Raw genomic sequence first — 21385 nt, 5'->3', positions numbered from 1 at the left:
CGGCGTCCAGGCGGGCGGCGAGGCGGGCCCTGGCGGCGGGCCATTCCCCGGCGAGCAGCGAGAAGTAGATGGTGTCCCGCCAGGTGCCGTCGTGGCGGAGCCGGTGACGGCGCAGGACTCCTTCGCGGCGGGCGCCGAGGCGGGCGATCGCGGCCTGCGAACGCTCGTTGAGGTGGTCGGTCTTCAGCTGCACGCGGCCCATGCCCAGCTCCTCGAAGGCATGGGTCATCAGGAGCAGCTTCGCCTCGGTGTTGACCGCCGACCGCCAGTACGCGCGGCCGTACCAGGTCCAGCCGATCTCCAGGCGCTCGTGCTGCTCGTCGACGTCCATGAACGTCGTCCAGCCGATCGCCCGGCCGCTCGCCCGGTGGATGACGGCGAACGGGACGTACGTGCCCTCCCGCGCGGCATCGAGCAGGCCGGTGAGCTTGGCCGCGAGCTCGTCGCGCGTCCGCGGGGTCGGGCCGCCCTGCCAGCGCCAGACCTCGTCGTCCAGGCCACCGGCCACGAAGAGGTCGTCGAGGTGGTCCGTCGTCAACGGCACGAGGCTGATGTGGCGCCCGGTCAGAGTCACGGGCCGTGGGGTGGTCGCAGGCATGGCGGGAGTCTAGGCCACTTTGAACTAGCCAGATAATTTTATGCACTAGCGCAAAGAGCCGCTGTGCGTTCTCGACGCGCGAGGAGGCCGGTGGCTGACTAGCGTGACAGTGCGGGGCGGGACCACGCGAGCGAACGGAAAAGAGTCGGAGCCATGGCTGTACAACCTGAGGGCACACCGTGCTGGGCGGACGCGATGTTCGCCGATGTCGAGGGCGCGAAGAGCTTCTACGGTGACGTGCTGGGCTGGACGTTCGGCGAGTCGTCGTCGGAGTACGGCAACTACACGCAGGCGTACGCCGACGGCAGAGCGGCAGCGGCCGTCGTCCCACCGATGCCCGGAGCGGAAGGGCACTCCGCCTGGTGCCTCTACCTCGCCTCACCGGACGCCGCCGCGACCGCCGCGAAGATCCGTGAGCACGGGGGCGAGGTGCTGATGGAGCCGATGACGGTCGGCGAGTTCGGCACGATGGTGCTGGCGCGCGACCCGAGCGGGGTCGTCTTCGGCGTATGGCAGGCCGGTACCCACGAAGGGTTCGAGGCCACGTCCGGGCCCGGCGCGTACTGCTGGGCCGAGGTCTTCACCCGGGAGCCCGCGAAGTCGGACGCGTTCTTCTCGGCCGTATTCCCGTACCGCATGCGGCAGATGGCGGGCGGCGAGGTCGACTACCGGGTGTTCGACGTCGGCGGCGACCCGATCCTGGGGCGGATGAAGATGGGCGACGAGTTCCCGCCCGAGGTACCGCCGTACATCAGCGTGTACTTCTCCGTCGCGAACTGCGACGCGGCGGTGGCGAAGGCGACCGAGCACGGCGGCGTGCTGCGGTTCGGGCCGATGGACAGCCCCTTCGGCCGGTTCGCCGCGCTCAGCGACCCGCAGGGTGCGACGTTCGCCGTGATCGACACCGGCACGGTCCAGGGCGAGATGCCCACGCTCACCCCTGCGTCCTGACCACCGCCGTGTTCCGAGGGCTCCACGGCGGCGTGCTTTTGCTGCTCGGAGGCCCGAGGCGGCTCAGGACCCCGAGGGATCCGCCGTCCCGGGCGTCCCGCCGCTCCCCGCCCCGCCCGAGTGGACCGGCCAGGGTGCGCCGTACGGCGAGGTCGTCGGCGTCGGGGTGGGTTCCGGGGGTGCGTAGGGGCCCGACCGCGTCTCCATGAGGAGCATCAGCACACCCCCTATGAGCAGACTGATCATGATCAGCGCCAGGCCCACGGGGTTCCGGGGGTTGTACACGTACCGGCTGGAGCCCCACTTGCTGCGCGTGAATATCGGCTCGTCGTCAGGATGCACAACGGAATCCTAGGGACGCCGCACCCGGTGGGGGCCCGTTCCGGGAACCGGAGACCCTGTCCGGTGCGTAATACCGTACGAAGATCGTCCGACTCGGGACGTTTGATCCACGGTGAACACGCAGGAAAGACGGGGACCCCCATGGCACTGTTCGGCAACGCGCACACGGTCAACCCGGCCAAGGCGCAGCAGGATTACGCGCGGCTGCTGGGCCAGGGCGAGCAGGTGCACGCCGCGTACCAGCTGATCCGCGACACCATGCTCTTCACCGACCGTCGGCTCCTCCTCATCGACAAGCAGGGCATCACCGGCAAGAAGGTGGAGTACCACTCCGTCCCGTACCGCAGCATCACGCACTTCGCGGTGGAGACGGCCGGGACGTTCGACCTGGACGCGGAGCTGAAGATCTGGATCTCGGGGAGCGCCACCCCGATCGAGAAGACGTTCACCAAGGGCGTCGACATCTACGAAGTGCAGGCGATCCTGACCCAGTTCGTGGCCCGGTAGGGCCCGGAGGCCCCGTGACCCGGCCCCGGGACCGCCGGGTCCCCGGTGTGCGGCGCCGAATGTGCGGCGCCGGATGTGCCGCGCCCGGTGTCAGAGCGTCGGGTGTCAGAGCGTCGGGCGGAGCCGGGCCGTGGCGATCTGGCGTCCGGTCTTCGCCCGCAGCGCGGCCACCTTGTCCCGCAGCACGGGCAGCAGTGCGTACAGCACCTCGCCGGGGCAACTGGTCCCGTAGCTGTCGCGGTGCCCCGAGATGACGTGGAGCCTGGCCGTCTCGCCCTTGTCGTACAGACTCTCGTCGTTCGTCGAGACCAGCTCCACCGTGCCGCGCGGATCGGCGCCGGGGCGCAGTTTCCAGGCGGCGACCTTCGCGATCCCGTCCACGAGCGCCTTCGGCACCGTCGTACCGGCGCCGAAGCTGCCGAGGGCCGCGATGCCCACGGTGTCGGCGTTGAACCCCTTGGTGTGCGCCCCGCGCACCGGACGGGCGACGCCGCCCGCGCGGCCCTCGTAGATGGTTCCGCACCGGTCGACGACGAAGTTGTAGCCGATGTCGTCCCAGCCCTCGCTCCTGACGTGGTCGGCCTGCACGCCGCGGATCAGGTCGGGGGCATCGGCGCAGTCGTACCCGTTCGAGTGACCCGTGTGGTGGACGAACACCGCCTTCGCCGCCCCCGTGTAGCGCGGCCCCTCCTTGACCAGCCCCTCGTCCGCGTGCCAGGACGCCCGGCCCACGATCACCGGCTGCGGCAGCCCGCGCGGCGCCACCGGGCCGATCGCGGCCGGAGCGGGCGGCGCGATCCCGGCCGGGGCATCCCGGAACACCAGGAAGGCCAGCGGCAGGAGCAGGACGCCCGGGGCGAGTCGGCGGGACCACATGGGTTCCAGACTGCGCTCCGGCCCCCTGCTTCGCAGAGGAGCGGGCCAACCGGGTGAGAGCGACGGCGCCGGTGGGGCCCGGCGAACCGTGACTCCGCCCCGCGCACCACGGGCCCGCCCCGCGCACCACGGGCCCCTGCCGCTCACCACGGGTCCGTGCTCTCCGCGGACAGGAACGGCGCACCGGGCCCCGCCGCGCCCACCCCCCGGCGCAGCAGCCGGAAGGCCGGCAGCGGGAACGTCAGCACGGACACCGTGGCGGCCGCCACGAGCGCGGCGCCCTCGCCCGCCCCGAGCACCTTCTCGTCCAGGCCGATGGTGGTGATCGCGACGACGAGCGGCAGACAGGTGGACGCGAACAGCGCCGGCGCCGGCCGCTCCGCCCCGGCCGTCAGATCGCGCGGGGCGAGCAGCGGCGCGAGGACCGCCATGGCCATGATCAGGATGAGGGTCCCGGGCTGCTCCATCGCTTGTGTATAGCAATAGACCGCATCGAATCATCCGATATAGCCCACCAGGGCGACGCCCCGTCCCCACCGGTCTCCCGCACTCGCCCCCACCGGCCTCCAGCACCTCGTCCTCGCCGGTCTCCGGCGCCTCGCCCGCCCCACCGGCCTCCGGCACCCGCCCCCACCGGTTCAGTTCGCGCAGTGCGTGTCCTGTGCGGGCCGCCGCCCGGTGACGAGGAATTCGCTGACCGTGCGGTCACCGCACGCGTTCCCCCCGCCCAGATACATGCCGTGCCCGCCCCGGCCGACCGTGACCATCCTGGCCCGCTCCCCGAACGCGGCACGCATCTTCAGGGCGCCGCTGTACGGGGTGGCGGGGTCGCGCAGGCTCTGGATCATCAGGACGTTGGACGGCCCCTCGTCGGTGATCCGGGTGGGCCTGTCGGCCGGAGCGTCCTTCCAGAACGCGCACGGAGTGATGTTCGCGGGCATCCCGGCCGTCAGCGGGTTCCGCTCCCGGTCGACGGCCACCGCCCGCCGGTACCCGGCGACGGACCCCGGCCAGCGCACGTCGTTGCAGATCACCGCGACCATCACCGCCGCGTCCTCGTCCGGGATCACCTGGGCGAGGTCCGGCGTCAGGACCGGGCTCCCCTGCGGATCGAGCGCCGCTTGGATCATCCCGGCCAGCGGGGCGTAGGCACTGTCGCTGAACAGAGCGCTCTGGAGCGCCTGCCGCAGCCGGTTGCCGGTCAGCGGCAGGCCGGGGACGTCCGACTCCCTCGGCTCCCGGTCCAGCTTCCGGGCCAGCGCGAGGAACAACGGCCTTACGTCCTCGGCCCGTTCGGCCAGCCGCAGGCCCTGTTCCTCGCGGGCCGGGTCCGCCGCCCAGGCCGCGAAGTCCGGGAAGCGGTCGGCGGCGCCCACCGCCATGTTCTCCATCCAGCCGCGCCCGACCCGCGCCGGGTCCGGGTCGCCGTTGGCGTCCAGGACCCAACGGTCGGTGTGCTGCGGGTACTTCTGGGCGTAGACCGCGCCGACGTAGGTCCCGTACGAGCTGGCCCAGGCCGACAGTTTCTCCTCGCCCAGCGACTGCCGGAACAGGTCGATGTCGCGGACCTCGTTCTGGGTGGAGAAGGAGCGCAGGACCTCACCCCCGTTACGGGCACACGCCTCGGCGGTGCGCCGGGACCGGTCGACGTTCTCCGCGATGCCCCCGTCCACCCCCGGCCAGGCCCGCAGGGTCACCAACTGCCGGTCCTCGTCGGCGATTCCGCAGCCGGCCCGGGTACTGCCCCCGACGCCGCGCGGGTCCAGGCTGACCAGGTCGTACGCGCCCCGGGTCGCCGTCCGCAACGCCTCCCCCTTCTGCGCGAGTCGCTCCACGCCCGACGAGCCCGGCCCGCCGGGGATCACGACCAGCGTCCCGCGCCGTGCCGCGGGCCGGTCGGAGCGCAGCCGGGTCACGGCGACGGTGAGGGTGCGGCCGCCCGGATTCCGGTAGTCCAGCGGTACGGGCAGCTCCGCGCACTGCTGCCCGTCGGCACCGGTCGAACCGTCGGGCAGCTCGCAGCCGTGCCAGGTGAGGGAGGGCGGAGAAGAAACCGGGGACGCCCGGGGCCCGGCGTGGGCCACCGGAGTGACGGAGGCGGTCAGCGCCGAGGCGACGGCGGTGGCGGAAAGGGCCAGCAGAAGAGTCTTTCGCGTACAAGTCGTCATGGGGCAAGGGTTGTTGACGTGGCGTCCGTTGCCCATGCGGCAGGCCCGAGACCCGGGGTGGGGCTAACCCGTCAGGGTGCCCGTCGGGGTTCCTGCCGGGGGTTCCTGCCCGGGGTGCCTGCCCGGGGTGCCTGCCCGGGGTGCCTGCCCGGGGTGCCTGCCCGGGGTGCCTGCCCGGGGTGCCTGCCCGGGGTGCCTGCCCGGGGTGCCTGCCCGGGGTGCCTGCCCGGGGTGCCTGCCCGGGGTGCCTGCCCGGGGTGCCTGCCCGGGGTGCCTGCCCGGGGTGCCTGCCCGGGCAACATGCCGGGTGCCTCGTCGGGGTGCCCGTCACCCGTTCCCCCGCACCGGCGTGCCGCGGCCCGGTAACCGACCTTGAATACGGAGTGTCCGAGGCGCCTCGCGGGGCGCCCCTCTCCGGGAGCGGGAGCCCCCATGCCGTCGACACAGGCCCGCGGGCGCCGGGAGCCGGGACCCGCCGCCGACCGCCGTACCGGTGTGCTGCGCCGGACCGGCGCGTGGTGCGCCCGGCACTTCGTGATCGTCCTCGTGCTGTGGCTGGCCGCCCTCGCCGGGCTCCAGGTCCTTCAGCACGCGTACGGCGGCGACTACTCCGACGACTTCTCGCTCCCCGGCACCCAGTCGCAGGAGGGCCTCGACGTCCTGCGGGCCCACGCGCCCACCGCCGGCGGCTACAGCAGCCAGGTGGTGCTGCACGACGGGTCCACGGCACTCAGCGAGGTCAGCGGCCAGGTCTCCACGGCCGTCACCGACCTCCAGAAGCTCCCCGACGTGCTCTCGGTCCAGAATCCGCTGCCGCCGCCCGGCTCGACACCGCCCCCGCCGCCGCCCACCGGCACGCCGAACACCGGGCCGCTCTCCACCGACGGGAGGACGGCGTACATCACCGTCCGGTTCAGCGTCCAGCCGTCCACGCTCGACCCGTCGTACCTGGACGGAGTCGACGCCGCCGTCCAGCCCCTGCGGGCCGCGGGCGTCGAGGTGGAGTACGGGGGACCGCTCGGCGAACTGGCCCGGCCCGAGGCCGACGACCGCACCAGCGAGGCCATCGGCTTCGGCGTCGCGATCCTCGTCCTGCTGATCGGCTTCGGCAGCCTCCTGGCCGCCGTACTGCCCCTGGTGACCGCGCTGATCTGCGCCCTGTGCGGGCTGGCCCTGCTGGGGCTGCTGGCCGCCGCCGCCACGTTCGCCACCGTGTCACCGACGCTCGCCACGATGATCGGCATCGGCGTCGGCATCGACTACGCGCTGTTCCTCGTCACCCGGCACCGCCAGAACCTCGTCGACGGCGAGGACCCGGTGACGGCCGCCGGGAACGCGGCGGCCACCAGCGGGCGGGCCGTCCTGCTCTCCGGCTGCACCGTGATCATCGCCCTGTCCGGGCTGTGGGTCTCCGGCATCGGCTTCATCGGCAAGCTCGGCCTGGCCGCGGCGGTCACCGTGGTCACCGCCGTGATCGGGGCCCTCACCCTCGTACCGGCCATCCTGGGCCTGATCGGACGGCGCATCGACCGGCTCCGGGTGCGGACCCCCGTCGCGGAGACCGACGCGGCGCCCGGCGAGGTGGCGCACGGCGGCTGGCACCGGTACGCGCAGCGGGTGGAGCGGCGCCCCTGGTGGTTCCTGGCCGGCGGGGTGGTCACCCTGGCCGTCCTCGCCTTTCCCCTCTTCTTCATCCAGCTCGGCCACATCGGGGACGGCGCCGACCCGAAGTCGTTCACCGACCGCCGCGCCTTCGACCTGATGTCCACCGCCTTCGGACCCGGCTCGAACGGCCCGCTGACGCTCGTGATCGACCAGAGCCAGGTCCCGCAGTCCGACCGCTCCGCACTGGCGGACCAGGCGCGGAAGGCACTGACCGGGGTGCCCGACGCCGCTGTGATCACCCCGCTCACCGCCACCTCGGACGGCGACGTCCTGACCGGCACCGCGTACTCGGTGGCCGCCCCGCAGGACGAGCGCAGCACCGCCCTGGTGAACCGGCTGACCGACGACGTCCTCCCGCAGGCCGTCTCCGGCACCGGGGCGAGCACCTATGTGACCGGCACGACCGCCGCCCAGGTCGACTTCCTGGACATCGTCTCCAGCCGGCTGCCGCTGATCATCGCGGTCGTCGTCGCACTCGCCTTCCTCGTCATCCTCACCGTGTTCCGCGGCCTGCTCGTCGCCGTCAAGGCCGCCGTGCTGAACGTCCTGTCGATCGCGGCCTCGTACGGTGTCGTGGTGGCCGTCTTCCAGTGGGGCTGGGGCGGCCCGGCGCTGGGGGTGTCGGGAGACGTCCCGATCGAGAGCTATGTGCCGATGATGATGTTCGCCATCGTCTTCGGGCTCAGCATGGACTACGAGATCTTCCTGCTCTCCCGCATCCATGAGGCCTGGCTGCGCACCGGCGACCCGAAGGCGAGCGTGGCGCACGCGCTGGAGATCACCGCCCGGGTCATCACCTGCGCGGCGCTCATCATGGTCAGCGTGTTCGCGGCCTTCGTCATCAGCGACAACATCGTGGTGAAGATGCTGGGCCTGGGCCTCGCCGCCAGCGTGCTGATCGACGCCACCGTCGTACGGCTGCTGCTGGTGCCCGCCGTGATGACCCTGCTGGACAGGTCCGCCTGGTGGACACCCCGCTGGCTGGACCGCATCCTGCCGCATCTGGAGGCGGAGGGGAAAGGGGGCGAGGCCCCAGGCAGCCCTTAGGGTGTCGGCGTGCCCTCGCTGACTTCGCTGACCTCACTGGCCGCCAGGCTGCCACGGCCCACCGCCTCCGGCACGGGGGCGACGGCCGCGGCCACCGGCGAACGCCCCGGCGGGCGGGACCACTTCTTCGACAACGCCAAATACCTGGCGATCGTGCTGGTGGCGATGGGCCACGCCTGGGAGCCGCTGCCGGACAGCGGCCGACTGGTCGAGACGGTGTACACCTTCGTCTACACCTTCCATATGCCGGTGTTCATCATGATCGCGGGCTACTTCTCGCGCGGCTTCGAGCTGCGGCCCGACCGGGTGTGGAAGCTGGTCACCGGGATTCTCGTCCCGTACGTCGTCTTCGACATCGTCTTCGCGTACTTCCACCGCGCCGTGGGAGACCCCACCGTTTCGGTGTTCCCGTCGCTGTTCGCCCCGTACTGGCTGCTGTGGTTCCTGCCCGCCCTGTTCTTCTGGCGCCTGTCCACACCGCTCTGGCAGGCGGTCCGCGCCCCGGTGGCCGTGGCTCTGGGCGTCGCGGCACTGGCGTCGATGTCCCTGGGCATCGACCAGGGAATGCAGGTCCAGCGGATGCTCCAGTTCCTGCCGTTCTACGTGCTGGGCCTGCGGCTGGGCCCCCACCACTTCGACCTCGTACGCCGCACCTGGGTGCGCGTCGTGTCCCTCCCCGTGTTCGCCCTGGCCCTGCTCGCGGCGTACTGGGCGGTGCCGCGGACGACGACCCTCTGGTTCTACCGGCAGTACAGCGCGCAGGAACTCGGCTCACCCGCGAGGGCGGGGCCGCCGGCGACGCTTCTCCTGTTCGGCTGCGCCGTACTGCTCGGCGCGTGCTTCCTCGCCTGGGTGCCGAACCGCCGGACCTGGATGAGCGCGCTGGGAACGTGCACCCTCTACGGCTACCTGCTGCACGGCTTCGTCATCCGTACCGCGCTGTACCGGGGCGTCTACGACGAGCCGTTCCTCTCCACCCCGCTGGGCACGGTCGCGGTGACCGTGGGCGGCGCGGTCTCGGTGACCCTGCTGTGCACACCGCCCGTCCGGCGGGTGCTGCGCCATGTGGTGGAGCCGCGGATGAACTGGGCGAGGCAGGGAGGCGCGGGGTCCGAAGCGCCCCGCCGGGTCTGAAAGCCCCCGGGGCCGGACGGCACACACCTGGCGTCACACAGCTGACAGGCGTGGCGCGCCGCCCGGCCGGGGTCCTCAGCCGATGACGTACGTCCTACCGAGCACCGTGGCGTGCTCCAGCACGTCCTCCAGCGGATCGTCGATCTGGCCCGTGGAGATCAGAGCCACTTGAGGGCCGTTGTGCGCGTTCGTGTGTGTCTCGTCGGCGTACGCGGTCCCTGCGGCGGGCAGCACGGACGCGAAAACCGTCAGGCCGAGCGCGGTCAGCTTGCTCTTCATGGCAGCGATCCTCCCCCTGCCGGGGAAGCGGAACCTGCGCATCACATCCGTTTGGCGGAGTCTTTGTTACACACGATCACACCTGGGCACAGTCGGCTTGTCACATCGTCGCCGTCACGGCTGGGCGGCCCCTGAGCACGTCCCGGCAGAACCGGCGGAACCGGCCGCGCACCCGGGCAGCCGAACGGGCCCTGCCGGCCGGGCGAGGGTGAAGTCGCCGGCCGACAGGGCCCGTTCGTACGGTGGCCGGGACGACCCGGCCCCCGGCTCAGACCTGGCCGACGCCCGGCGCGGGCAGCGGCTCCGCTGCCGGGAGCACCGGCTCCGGCCGCGGTTCCGGCGTCCCGAGCAGTGCGGACGCCGTCTCCAGCGGGGTCAGCGCGGGAGCGGGCACGGCCGCCTGGGCCGTACGGCAGGTGAAGCCGAGGCGGGTCAGCGCCCTGGTGACCTCGGCGGAGGAGAAGTCGCGGCGGTCCTGCCGGGTGATCACTTCCCCGACCTGCTTGACGGGGTAGACGCGGCGGCTGATGACCACGGCGTCTCCGGTGACGGGTTCGGGCTTGATGCCCTTCATCGAATCCTCCACTTCGTTCTTGAACAGATCGAAGGGGAAGCGGGCGATGACACAGCGCATGGTGCCTCAGCAAGGTCGAGTCGAAGAGAAACCGGACGGGGACTGCCGGTAGGAACTGGCGGTACGGGACGGGCACGGGACGGCGGTACGAAACCACCGGCCCGGAATTGCCGGTACGAGAACTACCGGCACGGAACTGCCGGCACGGAACTGCTGGTACGAGAACTACCGGCACGGAACTGCCGGTACGAGATTGCCAGGAGCGAACGGCCAATGCGAGACGGCCGGTACGGAACAGACCAGTACCGGCCGTCTCCTACCGGGAAGGCTACGCGGCGCGGTTGTTCCGGCGCTGCGAGGCGGCGGCGCGCGCCTCCGGCGTGGGCAGGCCCGGACGGCGTCCGCGCGAGGGCGCTCCGCCGCCGCGCTTGCTGCCACGGCCCATGAACGCTCCGCCGGTGCTCCTGGACCGCTCCTTGGGCGCCGCGCTGATGACGACGGGGACGCCCGAGGGCGTCTGCGCCCCGGTGATCCGGCTCAGCTCGGCCTCGCCGGAACGGACCTGGGCGATCTGCGGGCTGATCCCGGCATCCGCCATCAGACGCGTCATCTCGCGACGCTGCCCCGGCAGCACCAGCGTGACGACGCTGCCGGACTCACCGGCACGGGCGGTACGGCCGCCGCGGTGCAGGTAGTCCTTGTGGTCGCTGGGCGGGTCGACGTTCACGACGAGGTCGAGGTTGTCGACGTGGATGCCGCGGGCGGCGACGTTCGTGGCGACCAGGACCGTGACGTGCCCGGTCTTGAACCGCTCCAGGGTGCGGGTGCGCTGCGGCTGCGACTTGCCGCCGTGCAGCGCGGCCGCCCGGACACCGCTGTGCAGCAGGTGGTCGGTCAGCTTGTCCACGGCGTGCTTGGTGTCCAGGAACATGATGACGCGGCCGTCGCGGGCCGCGATCTCCGTGGTCGTGGCGTACTTGTCGGCGCCCTGGACGTAGAGCACGTGGTGCTCCATCGTCGTCACCGCACCGGCCGCGGGGTCCACGGAGTGGACGACCGGGTCGTGCAGGTAGCGACGGACCAGCAGGTCGACATTGCGGTCCAGGGTGGCCGAGAAGAGCATCCGCTGCCCCTCCGGGTTCACCTGGTCGAGCAGCTCCGTGACCTGGGGCATGAAGCCCATGTCGGCCATCTGGTCGGCCTCGTCGAGAACCGTGATGGTGACCCGGTCCAGCTTGCAGTCACCGCGCTCGATGAGGTCCTTGAGCCGGCCCGGGGTGGCGACGACGACTTCGGCACCGCCACGCAGCGCACTGGCCTGCCTGCCGATCGACATGCCGCCGACGACGGTGGCGATGCGCAGCTTGAGCGACCGGGCGTACGGGGTGAGCGCGTCGGTGACCTGCTGGGCCAGTTCCCGGGTGGGGACGAGGACCAGGGCCAGCGGACGGCGGGCGTCGGCGCGCCGGCCCTCGGTACGGGCCAGCAGTGCCAGGCCGAAGGCGAGCGTCTTGCCCGATCCGGTCCGGCCGCGGCCCAGGACGTCACGGCCCGCGAGGCTGTTCGGCAGGGTCGCCGCCTGGATGGGGAACGGCACCGTCATGCCCTCGGCGACGAGAGCCGCCTTCAGCGGGGCCGGCATGTCGAGCTCGTCGAAGGCGTCCGCGGCGGGCAACGCCGGAGTGATGGTGACCGGCAGGGCGAACTCACCCTGCTTCGCGGCGGGCCGACGGCCGAAGCCGCCCGACCGCTTCGGTCCACCGCCGGAGCGCTGCGACCCGCCACCGGAATAGGATCCGCCGCCGGAGTACTTCGGCGCGCCGCCGGTGCGGCCGCCGCTGGAACCGCCCGAGCGGGTCCGGGAAAATCGGTCGTTCGTGCGAGATGCTCGTTCGCGGTTCATGCAGAACCTTTCCTCGATGTGGGGCACGTATCGAGGGATTCTTTTTGGACAGGAGCCTTGGAACGGCGCCCAGAATCGCAAGAACGAGCCGATGAAATGACAAAAGAAATCGAAGCCCGGCCGCCGGGAATCACTGCACCGAACACGGCTTCGGGAGGGGGCGCGGAATACCGGCCCCGGAAACGACAACGAGCTGGGGCCCGCACCCCAAGGTGCGGGCCCCAGCTGCGCAGTACAACCTGAGTGATCAGGCGGGGGTGATGTTCTCGGCCTGCGGGCCCTTCTGGCCCTGCGTGACGTCGAAGTTCACCTTCTGGCCTTCCTGCAGCTCGCGGAAGCCGCTGGAGGCGATGTTCGAGTAGTGGGCGAAGACGTCAGCGCCGCCGCCGTCCTGCTCGATGAAGCCGAAACCCTTTTCGGCGTTGAACCACTTCACGGTGCCAGTAGCCATGTCATATCTCCTTCGGGGCAGTGCCCACGTGGGCTCACACTGTGCGAGCCCTACGTCGCCGCGATGATTACCCCGTCCGGAAAAACAACCGGAAATACAAAAGCGCGCCCACCGGTACAGAACCGGCGAGAGCACTTGAAGTTTTGGGAACCACAACTGCAACTGAGATCAACCGTAGCACGATGCGAGCGGCGGAGGGCTGTACGTAATATCACTCCGTCTGGCGCGCCATAAACCCTCATCGCACATTGCACAAAATTCTGTGCTGGCGAATACAGATATGTTCAGGAGTCCGCCGGCCGTCGCATCTCCGCGTTGAGGCGCAGCGCCTCTTCGAGCTGGTCCTCCAGGATCACGATGCGGCAGGCGGCATCGATCGGTGTACCGGCGTCGACCAGCTCGCGCGCGCGAGCCGCGATACGGAGCTGGTAGCGGGAGTAGCGGCGATGGCCGCCCTCGGAGCGCAGTGGGGTGATCAGGCGCGCCTTGCCGATCGCCCGCAGGAAACCCGGTGTCGCACCGATCATCTCCGCGGCGCGCCCCATGGTGTAAGCGGGGTAGTCGTCGTCATCGAGCCGATCGCCCGTGTGCGAGGGGGTTTCCGGGGGCATCTGCACCTCTTCGTGTCACACATGTTCCGCCACGCATGCCTGAGGACCCTCGGCGCCGTACGCCCCCAGGGTGTCCCTCTGCTCGCGTACCGCTGTTTAGCTCTCCCGCACAAGAAACCCTAATCGTACGAGAACGTCATGTCTATCGCGACCAGGACAGATTCCCGGTACCGGGGGCGGGGTGCCGGACGGGGCGCGCGACACAGCTGACCGACCGGTCAGTTGTCGCCGGATGGAGTAAGGGCCATAATGCACGCGTAGCCCTTCACGCATCCCCCGTCGTGAAGGGCTACACCCATGTCCGGTGACAGCAAACGGACTTCACGATTCCGGATATCCCGTTTTACCGCACGCGCCCCGCCGCATGGCGCGGGCCCGGTTTCTCGTGCGGGCCCGTATCCCGTGCGGGCCCCGTTTCCCGTGGGCCTCGTTTCCCGCGCGGGCCTCACATCCGGGCTTCACGAAACATGGGCAAGGGACTCCCCTCGTGGTCCCCTGCCCATGTTTTTTTGAGTTAACAGTGACGTAGAGTGTTTGCGCAAGCTCATTCCGGCTCTGAAGCCGATTGGTCCGCTTCGTCACCCACGCTGCCGGAACCCTGTCGGGGTTCGTTACAGTACGAGCCCGTTGACCGAATCGAACATCGCGCAGCGCACGACCGAGCGCCCCGTGGTGGACGTGATCGTGGGGGGCCGGATGGCAATGGACAACGGTGAAGAGCGCGCGCCGGAGCTGAATTCGCTGCGGCAGAAGGTCGAGTACATGGTCGAGAAGACCTTCCCCGGCCAGAAGATCTCGGGCCGGGTCTTCGCGGAGCTGGTCAGGGAGCGCGGCGGTTCGCTCTCGCACAGCTACTTCTCCAACATCCTCGCCGGAAAGGTCACCCAGCCGTCCGAGGAGATCCTCAAGGCGCTCGGGCTGGGGTTCGGCGTGGACTGGCACTTCTTCAAGGAGGAGTCCGAGGTCGTCGACGATGTCGTGGCCGGACTCCAGTTCCTCGCCAAGCGGCGCACGGGGGAGATCAGCGGGCTGGCGGGCCGGGGCATCGGCGACGACGGGCTCTCTCCAGAACTGCTGCAGTTCGCGATGTCGCTGCTGGAGGACGCCTCCAGAGGCCGGGACAAGGACCCGGAACCGGGCGGTTCCGCAAGCTCCGGGCCCGACAGCCGTGGGAGCTCCGGAAGCTCCAGCGGCCCGGCAGCGTAGGCGGCGTCAGCGCCATGTCTCTGCGCAAGCTGCGGAAAGAGTGCGAGGCGGGTCTGGCCGACCTGCCCCTGCCGACCCCTTTCTCGCTGCCGGGCCTGGTGGCGAACATGGAAGCGGCACGCGGCCGCACCATCCGTCTGCACGAGCTGCCGGACCGGCTGGCGCGCGTCAACGCCGCCTGCGGACTGCGTCTGAAGGCGGGCACCACCAGTTTCGTGCTCTACCGCCGACGCCCGACCGCGTACCAGACCCAGCACGTCATCCTGCATGAGCTGTGCCACGAGTGGTTCGACCACGGAACCACCCTCTCGGCGGACCAACTCCGCACGCTCCTCCCGGTCTTCGACACCTCGCTGATCTCCCGGATGGTCTCCCCCACGGTCGCCGAGGCGTTCGAGGCCGACGGCAGCACGGTCCAGGCCCGCGCCCAGTACGACACCCACGACGAGCGGATGGCCGAATTCGGTGCGTCGCTGATTCCCCGGATGGCCAGGGACATGACCACCGATGACATGGTGGGGCGGCTCGCCAATTCGCTGTCCCGCCCCGTCGCCCACCGCCGCCGCGGCCTGTTCCGCCGGCGGGACGACGTCTGACCCCCTTCCGCTCCCCCTCCCCCGAAGGAACAAGGACCGCCGTGACCCCCCTCGATCTCGCCGGCTACCTGATAGCCGGCCTGATGACGGCCGTAGCCCTGTGGCGCATGCCCGCAGCCCTGTGGGGCGGCGAGGAAGACAAACGACGGCGGGCCCTGTGGGGCTGCTACGCCGGATTCGCCATCGCCCTGTGGACCAAGACCAGCGCCGTACGCATCGGCCTCAACAACAGCGCCGTGACCGACCTCGCCGTACTGATCAAGCACTACACGGCGACCATCGCGATCCTGGCCATCCTCAGCTACATCGTCGCCATCTACGGCCGCTACCCCGAGGGGGGCGGCGTCCCCCGGCACGTCCGCTTCGCCCGTCTCGTCCAGCAGGTGGCGGCCAAGGCGTCCGTGGCGACGCTGATCCTGCTGACCGTGCTCTTCTTCACCGTGGTCGACCGCTCGGTCCCCTCGGACCGGTTCGTCTCCGACCACGCGGGGCAGTGGGGCGCCACGCTCTACATGAGCGTCTTCTACCTCTACCTCGGCGCCGCCTCCGCCGTGTGCGCGTACCAGTGGGCCCTGGCCACCGCCGACGCACGGCTGCGCCATCTCCGCGTCGGCCTCGGGATGATGACCTTCGCGATGTTCATCGGGGTCGGCTACACGGTCAGCCGGACCCTGTTCCTGTGGATCAGCGTGATCGACACGCCCAGCGACAGCTTCGCCCTCCGGTTCGACGAGATCACCGAGGCGGCACAGCTGGTGCTGTTCGCGTTCTTCGCGCTGGGCGCCTCGATCCCGGCCTTCAGCAAGGGCGCGCACCGGGCGAAGCTGTGGCGGGCCCAGGTGAAACTGCACGCGCTCTGGTACGAGTTGATGACCGCCTTCCCCGACCAGCCCTTCGACCCGCCCGCGTCGCTGGCCCGGGAGCTGACCCGGTTCGACACCCCGTCGGACCTCCGGGTCGACCGGTGGGCCGCCGATATCGCGGACGCGGTCGAGAAGTTGCGGCACTACGTGCCCGACGATCTGCTCGCCGCCGCCGAACACGCGGCGGCCGAGGACACCCGGGACCCGCGGCGGACCGGCCCGCTCACCGACGCGTACTGGATCAAGGCCGCGCTCGCCGCCAGAGCCGCGGGCGCGCCCGCAGGGGGCGCGGCGGTGGTGGCGGCCCAGCAGAGCGCCGACCATGACGACGACCACGCCACCGACCAGGACGGCGAGGTGGCCCGGCTGGTGCGGGTCGCCGACGCGTACCGGACGGTCACCGAAGCACGTACCCGCCGGCTCCTCGCGTCCGTGGGGGCACCGGCGGCGGAATCCGCACAAGAGCCGGGAAGGGCAGCGAAGACGGCATGAACAGCACCACCGAGAACGATCCCGGTTCCGAAGCACCGGCAACAGCCGTGACACCTGAAGCACCGGCAGCACCAGCAGCACTCGAAGCACCGGCAGCACCCGAAGCACCAGCACCACCGGCAGCACCCGAAGCACCTCCGACCGCTACGGCGTCCGTGGCCCGCGCCGTCACCGATGTGCTCCAGCCCCGCAACATGCTGCTGGCCGGGATGCTCGGCGTCGGGCTGGCCGCCGCGGGCGACTGGACCGGTCTCCTCTGGGGCTTCCTCGGCGCGCTGTGCGCCGGGCTCATCCCCGCGGGCTACATCGAGTGGGAGCGCAAGCGCGGCACCTGGGGCGACCGCCACGTCGTCGACCGCACCAAACGGGCCCCGATCTTCCTCGTCATCCTCGGTTCCATCGGCGTCGGCTCGGTGGTCATGGTCGTCGGGAACGCCCCCACGGGCATCCTCGTCGCGATGCTCGCCCTCTGGGCGATGACGATCGTCCTGCTGACGGTCAACACCGTCTGGAAGATCTCGGTGGACTCGGCGGTCGCCTCGGCGGTGGTCGCGCTGCTCGCCGTGGTGCACTCCCCGTGGTGGCTGCCGGCCGGCGCCCTGACCGTGGCCGTGTGCTGGTCCCGGGTGGCGCTGCGGTACCACTCGGTCGCGCAGACCGTGGCCGGGGCGGCGCTGGGCGCGGCCACGACGGTGGCGTACGCCTTCGGCTGACGCACCGGACGCACCGGCCGGCCCCGTCGTCCGCCCACCCGCCGTACCCCTTCCGGCCAGGCTGTCGGCACGACCGCTGAACGTCTCCCGGACGGGGTACGACTCGTCCGTGCCGACTTTCGAGATCACCACCGCGAGCGCCGCCGACATGACGACCCTGGCCGGGTGGGCCCATGACGAGGGCTGGAACCCCGGACTCGCCGACACCCGGCCCTTCTTCGCCACCGATCCGTGCGGCTTCCTGATCGGACGCCTGGACGGCGAGCCCGTCTCCTCCGTCTCGGTCGTCCGCTACGGCGACGGCTTCGGCTTCCTGGGCTTCTACCTGACCCGCCCCCCGCTGCGGGGCCGGGGATACGGGATCCAGGTCTGGCGTGCCGGGATGGCCCGGCTCTCCGGGCGCACCGTCGGCCTCGACGGCGTACCCGCCCAGCAGGACAACTACCGCAGGTCCGGCTTCCGTTCGTGCTGGAGCAACGCCCGGTACGAAGGAATGCCGGACACGGGCATCGCCGCGCCGCCGGGCGTCACCCTGGTCGATGCCCGCACGCTCCCGTTCGGCCGACTCGCCGCGTACGACCGGCGGTTCTTCCCGGCCGCCCGGGACAGCTTCCTGGCGCCCTGGATCACGACCGCCGGGCATGTCTCGGTGGCCGCGGTCCGCGACGGCGAACTCCAGGGCCTCGGCGTCCTGCGCGCCTGCCGGGCCGCTTCCCGTATCGGTCCGCTGTACGCCGCTTCGCCGGAGGTGGCCGCCGCGCTCGTGAGCGCCCTCGCGGCCACCGCGCCGTACACCCCCGTGGCGATCGATGTCCCCGACATCAACCCGTCGGCGGTACGTCTCGCGGAACAGCTCGGTCTGACACCGTCGTTCGACACGGCGCGCATGTACACCGGGCCGGAGCCGGTCTTCGACCGGACGGGCCTGTACGGCATCACCAGCCTCGAACTGGGCTGACCCGCCGGACGGACCGGGCGGCACATCGGCCACCGCTCCCGTGATCCGCCGCCCTACTCCCGCCGGAGGCGCTCCAGAACCCGGTCGCGCAACAGCTCGTACTCCTCACGGAGCCGGACGATCTCGTCGGGCCTCGCTATCACCGTCCCGCCCGAGACGCGCTCGTGCGGCCCGAACTGCTCACGGGTGAGGTCGATCTCGACACCCGCTCCCAGCCGGTTCCACCAGTGGTAGTCCGTCCACTCGCCGTCGGTATGCACCTCGCCGCGGATCAGATCGCCGCCCAGCAGGTCGTTGATCACCAGTGCGGTGACCCCGCACTGGTCACGGGCCGGGTTGTCCGCGCTCCACGACGGCCGGTGCTCCGGTGTGGTCGTGGAGGCGTCCCAACTGCCGCGGACCGCGGCCTCGATGTCACCGAGGAGCCAAGGAGCGGAACGCGAATCGGTCCGGGTGGCGGTACAGGTGTCGGTACGCGAATCGGTCCGGGTGGCGGTAGGGGGCTGCGAGGACGGTGCGGTGCCAGCTTCCATGCCCCGTATCCTCGCACCGGGCACTGACAACGCCCTTTCAGCGGCCCGGCAGCGCTCCCTCCCGGATGCGTGAGGCGAGAACCGCGATGTCGTCCTCCGCCCCGTCGCCGAACCGGTCGAGCACGGCGTCCAGCAGGTCTTCGAGCCGCCCGCCCACCGGCAGGGTCAGCTCGGCCAGCCGCCCCACGGACACATCGATGTCCTCGCCCCGGCGCTCCACCAGACCGTCGGTGTACATGAACAGCACCGTCCCCGGACCGCACGGCACCGACGCGGTCCGGTACCCGCCGAATCCGGTGCCGAGCGGCGGTCCCACCGGAACCCGGACCACCCGTGCCCCGGCCTTCCCCGGGTCGATGAACACCGGCGGCAGATGGCCCGCGCTGGCCACCTCGCAGTTCCCGCCGAACCGGTCGACGACCGCGAGCAGACAGGTCGCCGCCCGGTCCAGACCGGACCGTTCGACCATGGTGTCCAGCCGCTCCAGAATGAGGTGCGGCGGCAGATCGTCACCGGCCAGCAGGCGCAGCAGCGAGCGGTAGTGGCTCATGGCGACGGCCGCCTCCACGCCGTGGCCCATGACGTCGCCCATCGCCTTCAGATGGCGCCCGTCCCGCAGCGGTACGACGTCGAACCAGTCGCCGCCCACCAGAACGCCGTGCTCGGCGGGCAGATAGCGGGTCGCGATCTCCACGTGCGGGTGCGGGCCCCAGGGTTCGGAGAGCAGGGAGCGCTGGAGTTCCAGGGCGACGTTGTGTTCGTGGGCGTAACGGCGGGCGTGGTCGAGGTCGACGGCGGCCCGGCCCGCGAGCTCGCGGGCGACGAACATGTCCTCGTCGGTGAACGCGGGCGATTTCCCGGCCCGTACGAGGTTCAACGCGCCCAGCGCACGACCGCGCGCCACGAGCGGCACGAAGGCGACCCCGCGCAGGCCGAAGGCACGGGAAGCGGCGCGGAATCCGGCCGTGAGCAGCGGTCCGTCGAGCTCGTCCGCACTCTCCGCATCGTCGTCCCGGTTCTCCACCACCGCCTGATTGGCCGCCAGGCAACGGGCGACGCCCGCGTCCTCCTGATAGTCGATGTACTCCCCCGGGTGCCCGAACTGCTGTACTGGTTCAGCGAGTTCGGGAACCGCGGACAAGGCGGCCCGGCGCAGCCGCAGCACCCCGGGCGCCGCGCGCCGCACCTCGTGCCCGATGTCCGGCGGGAAGATCTCCACGGCGGCGATGTCGGCCAGCGCGGGCACGACGAAGTCCGCGAGTTCGCGGCAGGTGGTGTCCATGTCGAGCGTCGTACCGATGCGGACGGCGGCGGTGTCCAGGAGGGCCAGATGGCTCCGGGCCCGTTCCAGCTCCTGCTGCTGGCGCACATGGTCGGTGATGTCCAGGACGATCGCGACGAGCCCCCGGACCCGGCCGTCCGTCTCCAGGCGGTGGTACGCGGAGTGCCAGTACCGCTGATCCAGTGGCGATGCCACCCAGGTCCGCCCCCTGACCGTGGTCTCGCGCGGCTTCCCGTCGGCCAGCACCAGGAGCATCAGGTCCTTGTGCTCGTCGAGTTCCGGCAGGATCTCGGCGGGGGTCCGGCCGAGGTGGGCAGCGGCCGGGATGCCGTTGATCCGTTCGAGTGCCGGGTTGACGTAGAGGTAGTTCAGCCCGGTGTCGAAGACGGCCACCCCGACCGTCGTACCGCCGAGCAGTGCGGCCACCGGCGCGGGATCGAACGGCACCGGCACGTCGTCGTCGTGCGGTTCGTCCTGCAAGAGGACCTCCTGCCGTCGTCGGCCACCGGTCTTCCATCGTCGGCCGCCGCCCCCTGCCCCGCATCCGCAGCCCAGGCCCCGGCCCCGGCCCCACGTCGTACGTCACCGCTGCGGCTCGGCGGGTGCCGGGCCCGCCCGGTCGGCGCGCAGCCGGTCGAGGTCCAGGGTGCCGTCGGTCGCCTCCGCGTGCAGCGGAAGGCCGAGGGCCGTCGTCACCGGGTCCGGCAGTGAGGTGAGACCCAGCAGTCCGGTGACCAGCGCCGCCGTCAGATGGTGCCAGGCCGGGGCGCGACGGATCATCGCGTGATCGCCGCCCCGGACGGTGATCATGCATGTACGGGCACCCGCGCGACGGGCCCGCGCCGTGAGGGACTGGGTCGCCTGGGGACTCGTGACGCGGTCGCGGGTGCTGTGCAGCAGTACGACGTCGCGGCCCGAGAGCTGGGTGACCGGGTCGCCCGGCGGGCACCACGGAGCGAGACCGACCACCGCACGGACCGAGGGGTGATCCGCGGCGCGGAGGGCCGCACGGGCGCCCATCGAGTGGCCGAGGAGGACCACCGGGATGTCGCCCGCCTCCTCCCTCAGCTCGTCGAGGGCGCGTACGGCGTCATGGAGCGGATCCTCACGGGCGCCGTTCCAGCCTCGGTGGGTGTAGCGGACACTCCGCACCAGGACCGGACCGCGCCCGCCGCCCTCGCGCTCGTCGTCGTGGGCCTCGCGGTGGCCACGAGCCTCGCGGTGGCCACGAGCCTCGTGGTGGTCACGGACCTCGTGGTGGTCACGGACCTCGTGGGAGTCGTGGTGGTCACCGGCCTCGTGGGAGTCGGGGTGGTCACCAGCCTCGTGGGGGTCGTGGGCCTCGTGGGTTCCTTCGCGGCGAGTGGCCCGCGCGACGGCCCGCGCGAACGGCCTCATGCGCAGGCCGGCCAGGTTCAGGAGTCCGGGCGGAGGCGGTTCGATCCCCGTCTCGTGGCCGCCGTGAAGGATGAGCACCGCTGCCGACGGCGGTCGTTGCGCCACACGTACCTCCAGTTCCGGGCGCGGGCCACCGCACCCGCTCACCCCATATTCGGTGCGGGGCAGACTACGGATGGGTCAAACGTGTCAGTGAGCGAGAAGTGCCGTTCACTGTACGAGTCCCGTACCCATCCGC

At 71.2% G+C, this 21385-nt stretch carries 21 protein-coding genes and 1 pseudogene; 9 read left to right on the top strand and 13 right to left on the bottom strand.

Annotated elements, in window-relative coordinates:
• Positions 1-7: 7 nt before the first annotated feature.
• Positions 8-598, bottom strand: a pseudogene (locus A6A29_RS38715) (GNAT family N-acetyltransferase); the annotation flags it as partial.
• A 153-nt stretch (positions 599-751) separates the two neighbouring features.
• On the opposite strand from A6A29_RS38715, the gene A6A29_RS38710 reads away from it, so the two are divergent.
• On the top strand, positions 752-1549 hold the full coding sequence (locus A6A29_RS38710) for a VOC family protein (protein WP_073728006.1): 798 nt from the start codon (positions 752-754) through the stop codon (positions 1547-1549).
• Positions 1550-1612: 63 nt separating this feature from the next.
• On the opposite strand, the gene A6A29_RS38705 is transcribed toward A6A29_RS38710, so the two are convergent.
• Positions 1613-1891 (bottom strand): hypothetical protein, encoded by a 279-nt coding sequence (locus A6A29_RS38705; RefSeq protein ID WP_073728005.1) that lies wholly within the window; start codon positions 1889-1891, stop codon positions 1613-1615.
• Positions 1892-2032: 141 nt separating this feature from the next.
• Here A6A29_RS38705 and A6A29_RS38700 point away from each other — a divergent pair, with 141 nt between their 5' ends.
• Positions 2033-2398 (top strand): PH domain-containing protein, encoded by a 366-nt coding sequence (locus A6A29_RS38700; RefSeq protein WP_073728004.1) that lies wholly within the window; start codon positions 2033-2035, stop codon positions 2396-2398.
• Between the two features lie 105 nt (positions 2399-2503).
• On the opposite strand, the gene A6A29_RS38695 is transcribed toward A6A29_RS38700, so the two are convergent.
• The 3 genes from A6A29_RS38695 to A6A29_RS38685 all read right to left on the bottom strand — a co-directional run bounded on the left by A6A29_RS38695 (position 2504) and on the right by A6A29_RS38685 (position 5442).
• A complete protein-coding gene (locus A6A29_RS38695) occupies positions 2504-3274 on the bottom strand; it encodes a peptidoglycan recognition protein family protein (RefSeq protein WP_073728002.1) in 771 nt (256 codons plus the stop codon).
• 143 nt (positions 3275-3417) lie between these two features.
• Entirely contained in the window at positions 3418-3741 is a 324-nt protein-coding gene (locus tag A6A29_RS38690; RefSeq protein WP_073728000.1) for a hypothetical protein, read from the bottom strand.
• A gap of 171 nt (positions 3742-3912) precedes the next feature.
• Entirely contained in the window at positions 3913-5442 is a 1530-nt protein-coding gene (locus tag A6A29_RS38685; RefSeq protein ID WP_079183199.1) for an alpha/beta hydrolase, read from the bottom strand.
• Positions 5443-5874: 432 nt separating this feature from the next.
• Here A6A29_RS38685 and A6A29_RS38680 point away from each other — a divergent pair, with 432 nt between their 5' ends.
• Together A6A29_RS38680 and A6A29_RS38675 are read left to right on the top strand one after the other, a co-directional pair.
• Positions 5875-8154: an MMPL family transporter gene (locus A6A29_RS38680; protein WP_073727996.1), complete on the top strand. Its 2280-nt coding sequence runs from the start codon at positions 5875-5877 to the stop codon at positions 8152-8154.
• Between the two features lie 9 nt (positions 8155-8163).
• Complete coding sequence (locus tag A6A29_RS38675) at positions 8164-9288, top strand: acyltransferase family protein (protein WP_241838799.1); 1125 nt, start codon at positions 8164-8166, stop codon at positions 9286-9288.
• Positions 9289-9363: 75 nt separating this feature from the next.
• Here A6A29_RS38675 and A6A29_RS38670 read toward each other — a convergent pair whose 3' ends face one another.
• The 5 genes from A6A29_RS38670 to A6A29_RS38650 all read right to left on the bottom strand — a co-directional run bounded on the left by A6A29_RS38670 (position 9364) and on the right by A6A29_RS38650 (position 13106).
• The gene (locus A6A29_RS38670) at positions 9364-9567 is read right to left on the bottom strand and encodes a hypothetical protein (RefSeq protein WP_073727994.1); all 204 of its coding nucleotides are present in this window, start codon (positions 9565-9567) and stop codon (positions 9364-9366) included.
• Positions 9568-9835: 268 nt separating this feature from the next.
• The gene (locus tag A6A29_RS38665; RefSeq protein WP_073727992.1) at positions 9836-10201 is read right to left on the bottom strand and encodes an SCO5918 family protein; all 366 of its coding nucleotides are present in this window, start codon (positions 10199-10201) and stop codon (positions 9836-9838) included.
• Positions 10202-10469: 268 nt separating this feature from the next.
• Positions 10470-12044 carry a DEAD/DEAH box helicase gene (locus tag A6A29_RS38660; RefSeq protein WP_073727990.1) on the bottom strand — a complete coding sequence of 525 codons (1575 nt, stop codon included), beginning with the start codon at positions 12042-12044 and terminating at the stop codon, positions 10470-10472.
• A gap of 247 nt (positions 12045-12291) precedes the next feature.
• Complete coding sequence (locus A6A29_RS38655; protein ID WP_073727988.1) at positions 12292-12495, bottom strand: cold-shock protein; 204 nt, start codon at positions 12493-12495, stop codon at positions 12292-12294.
• 284 nt (positions 12496-12779) lie between these two features.
• A complete protein-coding gene (locus A6A29_RS38650; protein WP_073727986.1) occupies positions 12780-13106 on the bottom strand; it encodes a MerR family transcriptional regulator in 327 nt (108 codons plus the stop codon).
• Positions 13107-13808: 702 nt separating this feature from the next.
• On the opposite strand from A6A29_RS38650, the gene A6A29_RS38645 reads away from it, so the two are divergent.
• The 5 genes from A6A29_RS38645 to A6A29_RS38625 all read left to right on the top strand — a co-directional run bounded on the left by A6A29_RS38645 (position 13809) and on the right by A6A29_RS38625 (position 17934).
• Positions 13809-14312 (top strand): hypothetical protein, encoded by a 504-nt coding sequence (locus A6A29_RS38645; RefSeq protein ID WP_073728172.1) that lies wholly within the window; start codon positions 13809-13811, stop codon positions 14310-14312.
• Positions 14313-14326: 14 nt separating this feature from the next.
• Entirely contained in the window at positions 14327-14908 is a 582-nt protein-coding gene (locus A6A29_RS38640) for a toxin (RefSeq protein ID WP_073727984.1), read from the top strand.
• A gap of 41 nt (positions 14909-14949) precedes the next feature.
• Positions 14950-16263, top strand: a complete 1314-nt coding sequence (locus A6A29_RS38635; protein WP_073727982.1) for an MAB_1171c family putative transporter — start codon at positions 14950-14952, stop codon at positions 16261-16263.
• A 194-nt stretch (positions 16264-16457) separates the two neighbouring features.
• Entirely contained in the window at positions 16458-16976 is a 519-nt protein-coding gene (locus A6A29_RS38630) for a hypothetical protein (protein ID WP_241838810.1), read from the top strand.
• Positions 16977-17085: 109 nt separating this feature from the next.
• A complete protein-coding gene (locus tag A6A29_RS38625) occupies positions 17086-17934 on the top strand; it encodes a GNAT family N-acetyltransferase (protein WP_073727978.1) in 849 nt (282 codons plus the stop codon).
• Between the two features lie 53 nt (positions 17935-17987).
• Here the strand turns inward: A6A29_RS38625 and A6A29_RS38620 are convergent, their stop codons facing one another.
• The 3 genes from A6A29_RS38620 to A6A29_RS47290 all read right to left on the bottom strand — a co-directional run bounded on the left by A6A29_RS38620 (position 17988) and on the right by A6A29_RS47290 (position 21252).
• Entirely contained in the window at positions 17988-18467 is a 480-nt protein-coding gene (locus A6A29_RS38620) for a YunG family protein (RefSeq protein WP_241838798.1), read from the bottom strand.
• Positions 18468-18504: 37 nt separating this feature from the next.
• The gene (locus A6A29_RS38615) at positions 18505-20229 is read right to left on the bottom strand and encodes a SpoIIE family protein phosphatase (RefSeq protein ID WP_073727975.1); all 1725 of its coding nucleotides are present in this window, start codon (positions 20227-20229) and stop codon (positions 18505-18507) included.
• A 102-nt stretch (positions 20230-20331) separates the two neighbouring features.
• Entirely contained in the window at positions 20332-21252 is a 921-nt protein-coding gene (locus tag A6A29_RS47290; protein WP_241838797.1) for an alpha/beta fold hydrolase, read from the bottom strand.
• Between the last annotated feature and the right edge of the window lie 133 nt (positions 21253-21385).

The sequence above is a fragment of the Streptomyces sp. TSRI0281 genome (genome assembly GCF_001905125.1).
Taxonomy (GTDB): Bacteria; Actinomycetota; Actinomycetes; order Streptomycetales; family Streptomycetaceae; genus Streptomyces.
Note: the sequence above shows the minus strand (reverse complement) of the source record. Positions and strands in the feature narration are given on the sequence as shown.

Coding starts and splice junctions, on each gene's coding strand:
- A6A29_RS38685 (WP_079183199.1), bottom strand. CDS start 5,442: ATGACGACTTGTACGCGAAAGACTCTTCTGCTGGCCCTTTCCGCCACC.
- A6A29_RS38640 (WP_073727984.1), top strand. CDS start 14,327: ATGTCTCTGCGCAAGCTGCGGAAAGAGTGCGAGGCGGGTCTGGCCGAC.
- A6A29_RS38660 (WP_073727990.1), bottom strand. CDS start 12,044: ATGAACCGCGAACGAGCATCTCGCACGAACGACCGATTTTCCCGGACC.
- A6A29_RS38620 (WP_241838798.1), bottom strand. CDS start 18,467: ATGGAAGCTGGCACCGCACCGTCCTCGCAGCCCCCTACCGCCACCCGG.
- A6A29_RS38670 (WP_073727994.1), bottom strand. CDS start 9,567: ATGAAGAGCAAGCTGACCGCGCTCGGCCTGACGGTTTTCGCGTCCGTG.
- A6A29_RS38710 (WP_073728006.1), top strand. CDS start 752: ATGGCTGTACAACCTGAGGGCACACCGTGCTGGGCGGACGCGATGTTC.
- A6A29_RS38665 (WP_073727992.1), bottom strand. CDS start 10,201: ATGCGCTGTGTCATCGCCCGCTTCCCCTTCGATCTGTTCAAGAACGAA.
- A6A29_RS38650 (WP_073727986.1), bottom strand. CDS start 13,106: ATGCCCCCGGAAACCCCCTCGCACACGGGCGATCGGCTCGATGACGAC.
- A6A29_RS38655 (WP_073727988.1), bottom strand. CDS start 12,495: ATGGCTACTGGCACCGTGAAGTGGTTCAACGCCGAAAAGGGTTTCGGC.
- A6A29_RS38700 (WP_073728004.1), top strand. CDS start 2,033: ATGGCACTGTTCGGCAACGCGCACACGGTCAACCCGGCCAAGGCGCAG.
- A6A29_RS38690 (WP_073728000.1), bottom strand. CDS start 3,741: ATGGAGCAGCCCGGGACCCTCATCCTGATCATGGCCATGGCGGTCCTC.
- A6A29_RS38645 (WP_073728172.1), top strand. CDS start 13,809: ATGGACAACGGTGAAGAGCGCGCGCCGGAGCTGAATTCGCTGCGGCAG.
- A6A29_RS38680 (WP_073727996.1), top strand. CDS start 5,875: ATGCCGTCGACACAGGCCCGCGGGCGCCGGGAGCCGGGACCCGCCGCC.
- A6A29_RS38695 (WP_073728002.1), bottom strand. CDS start 3,274: ATGTGGTCCCGCCGACTCGCCCCGGGCGTCCTGCTCCTGCCGCTGGCC.
- A6A29_RS38630 (WP_241838810.1), top strand. CDS start 16,458: ATGCTGCTGGCCGGGATGCTCGGCGTCGGGCTGGCCGCCGCGGGCGAC.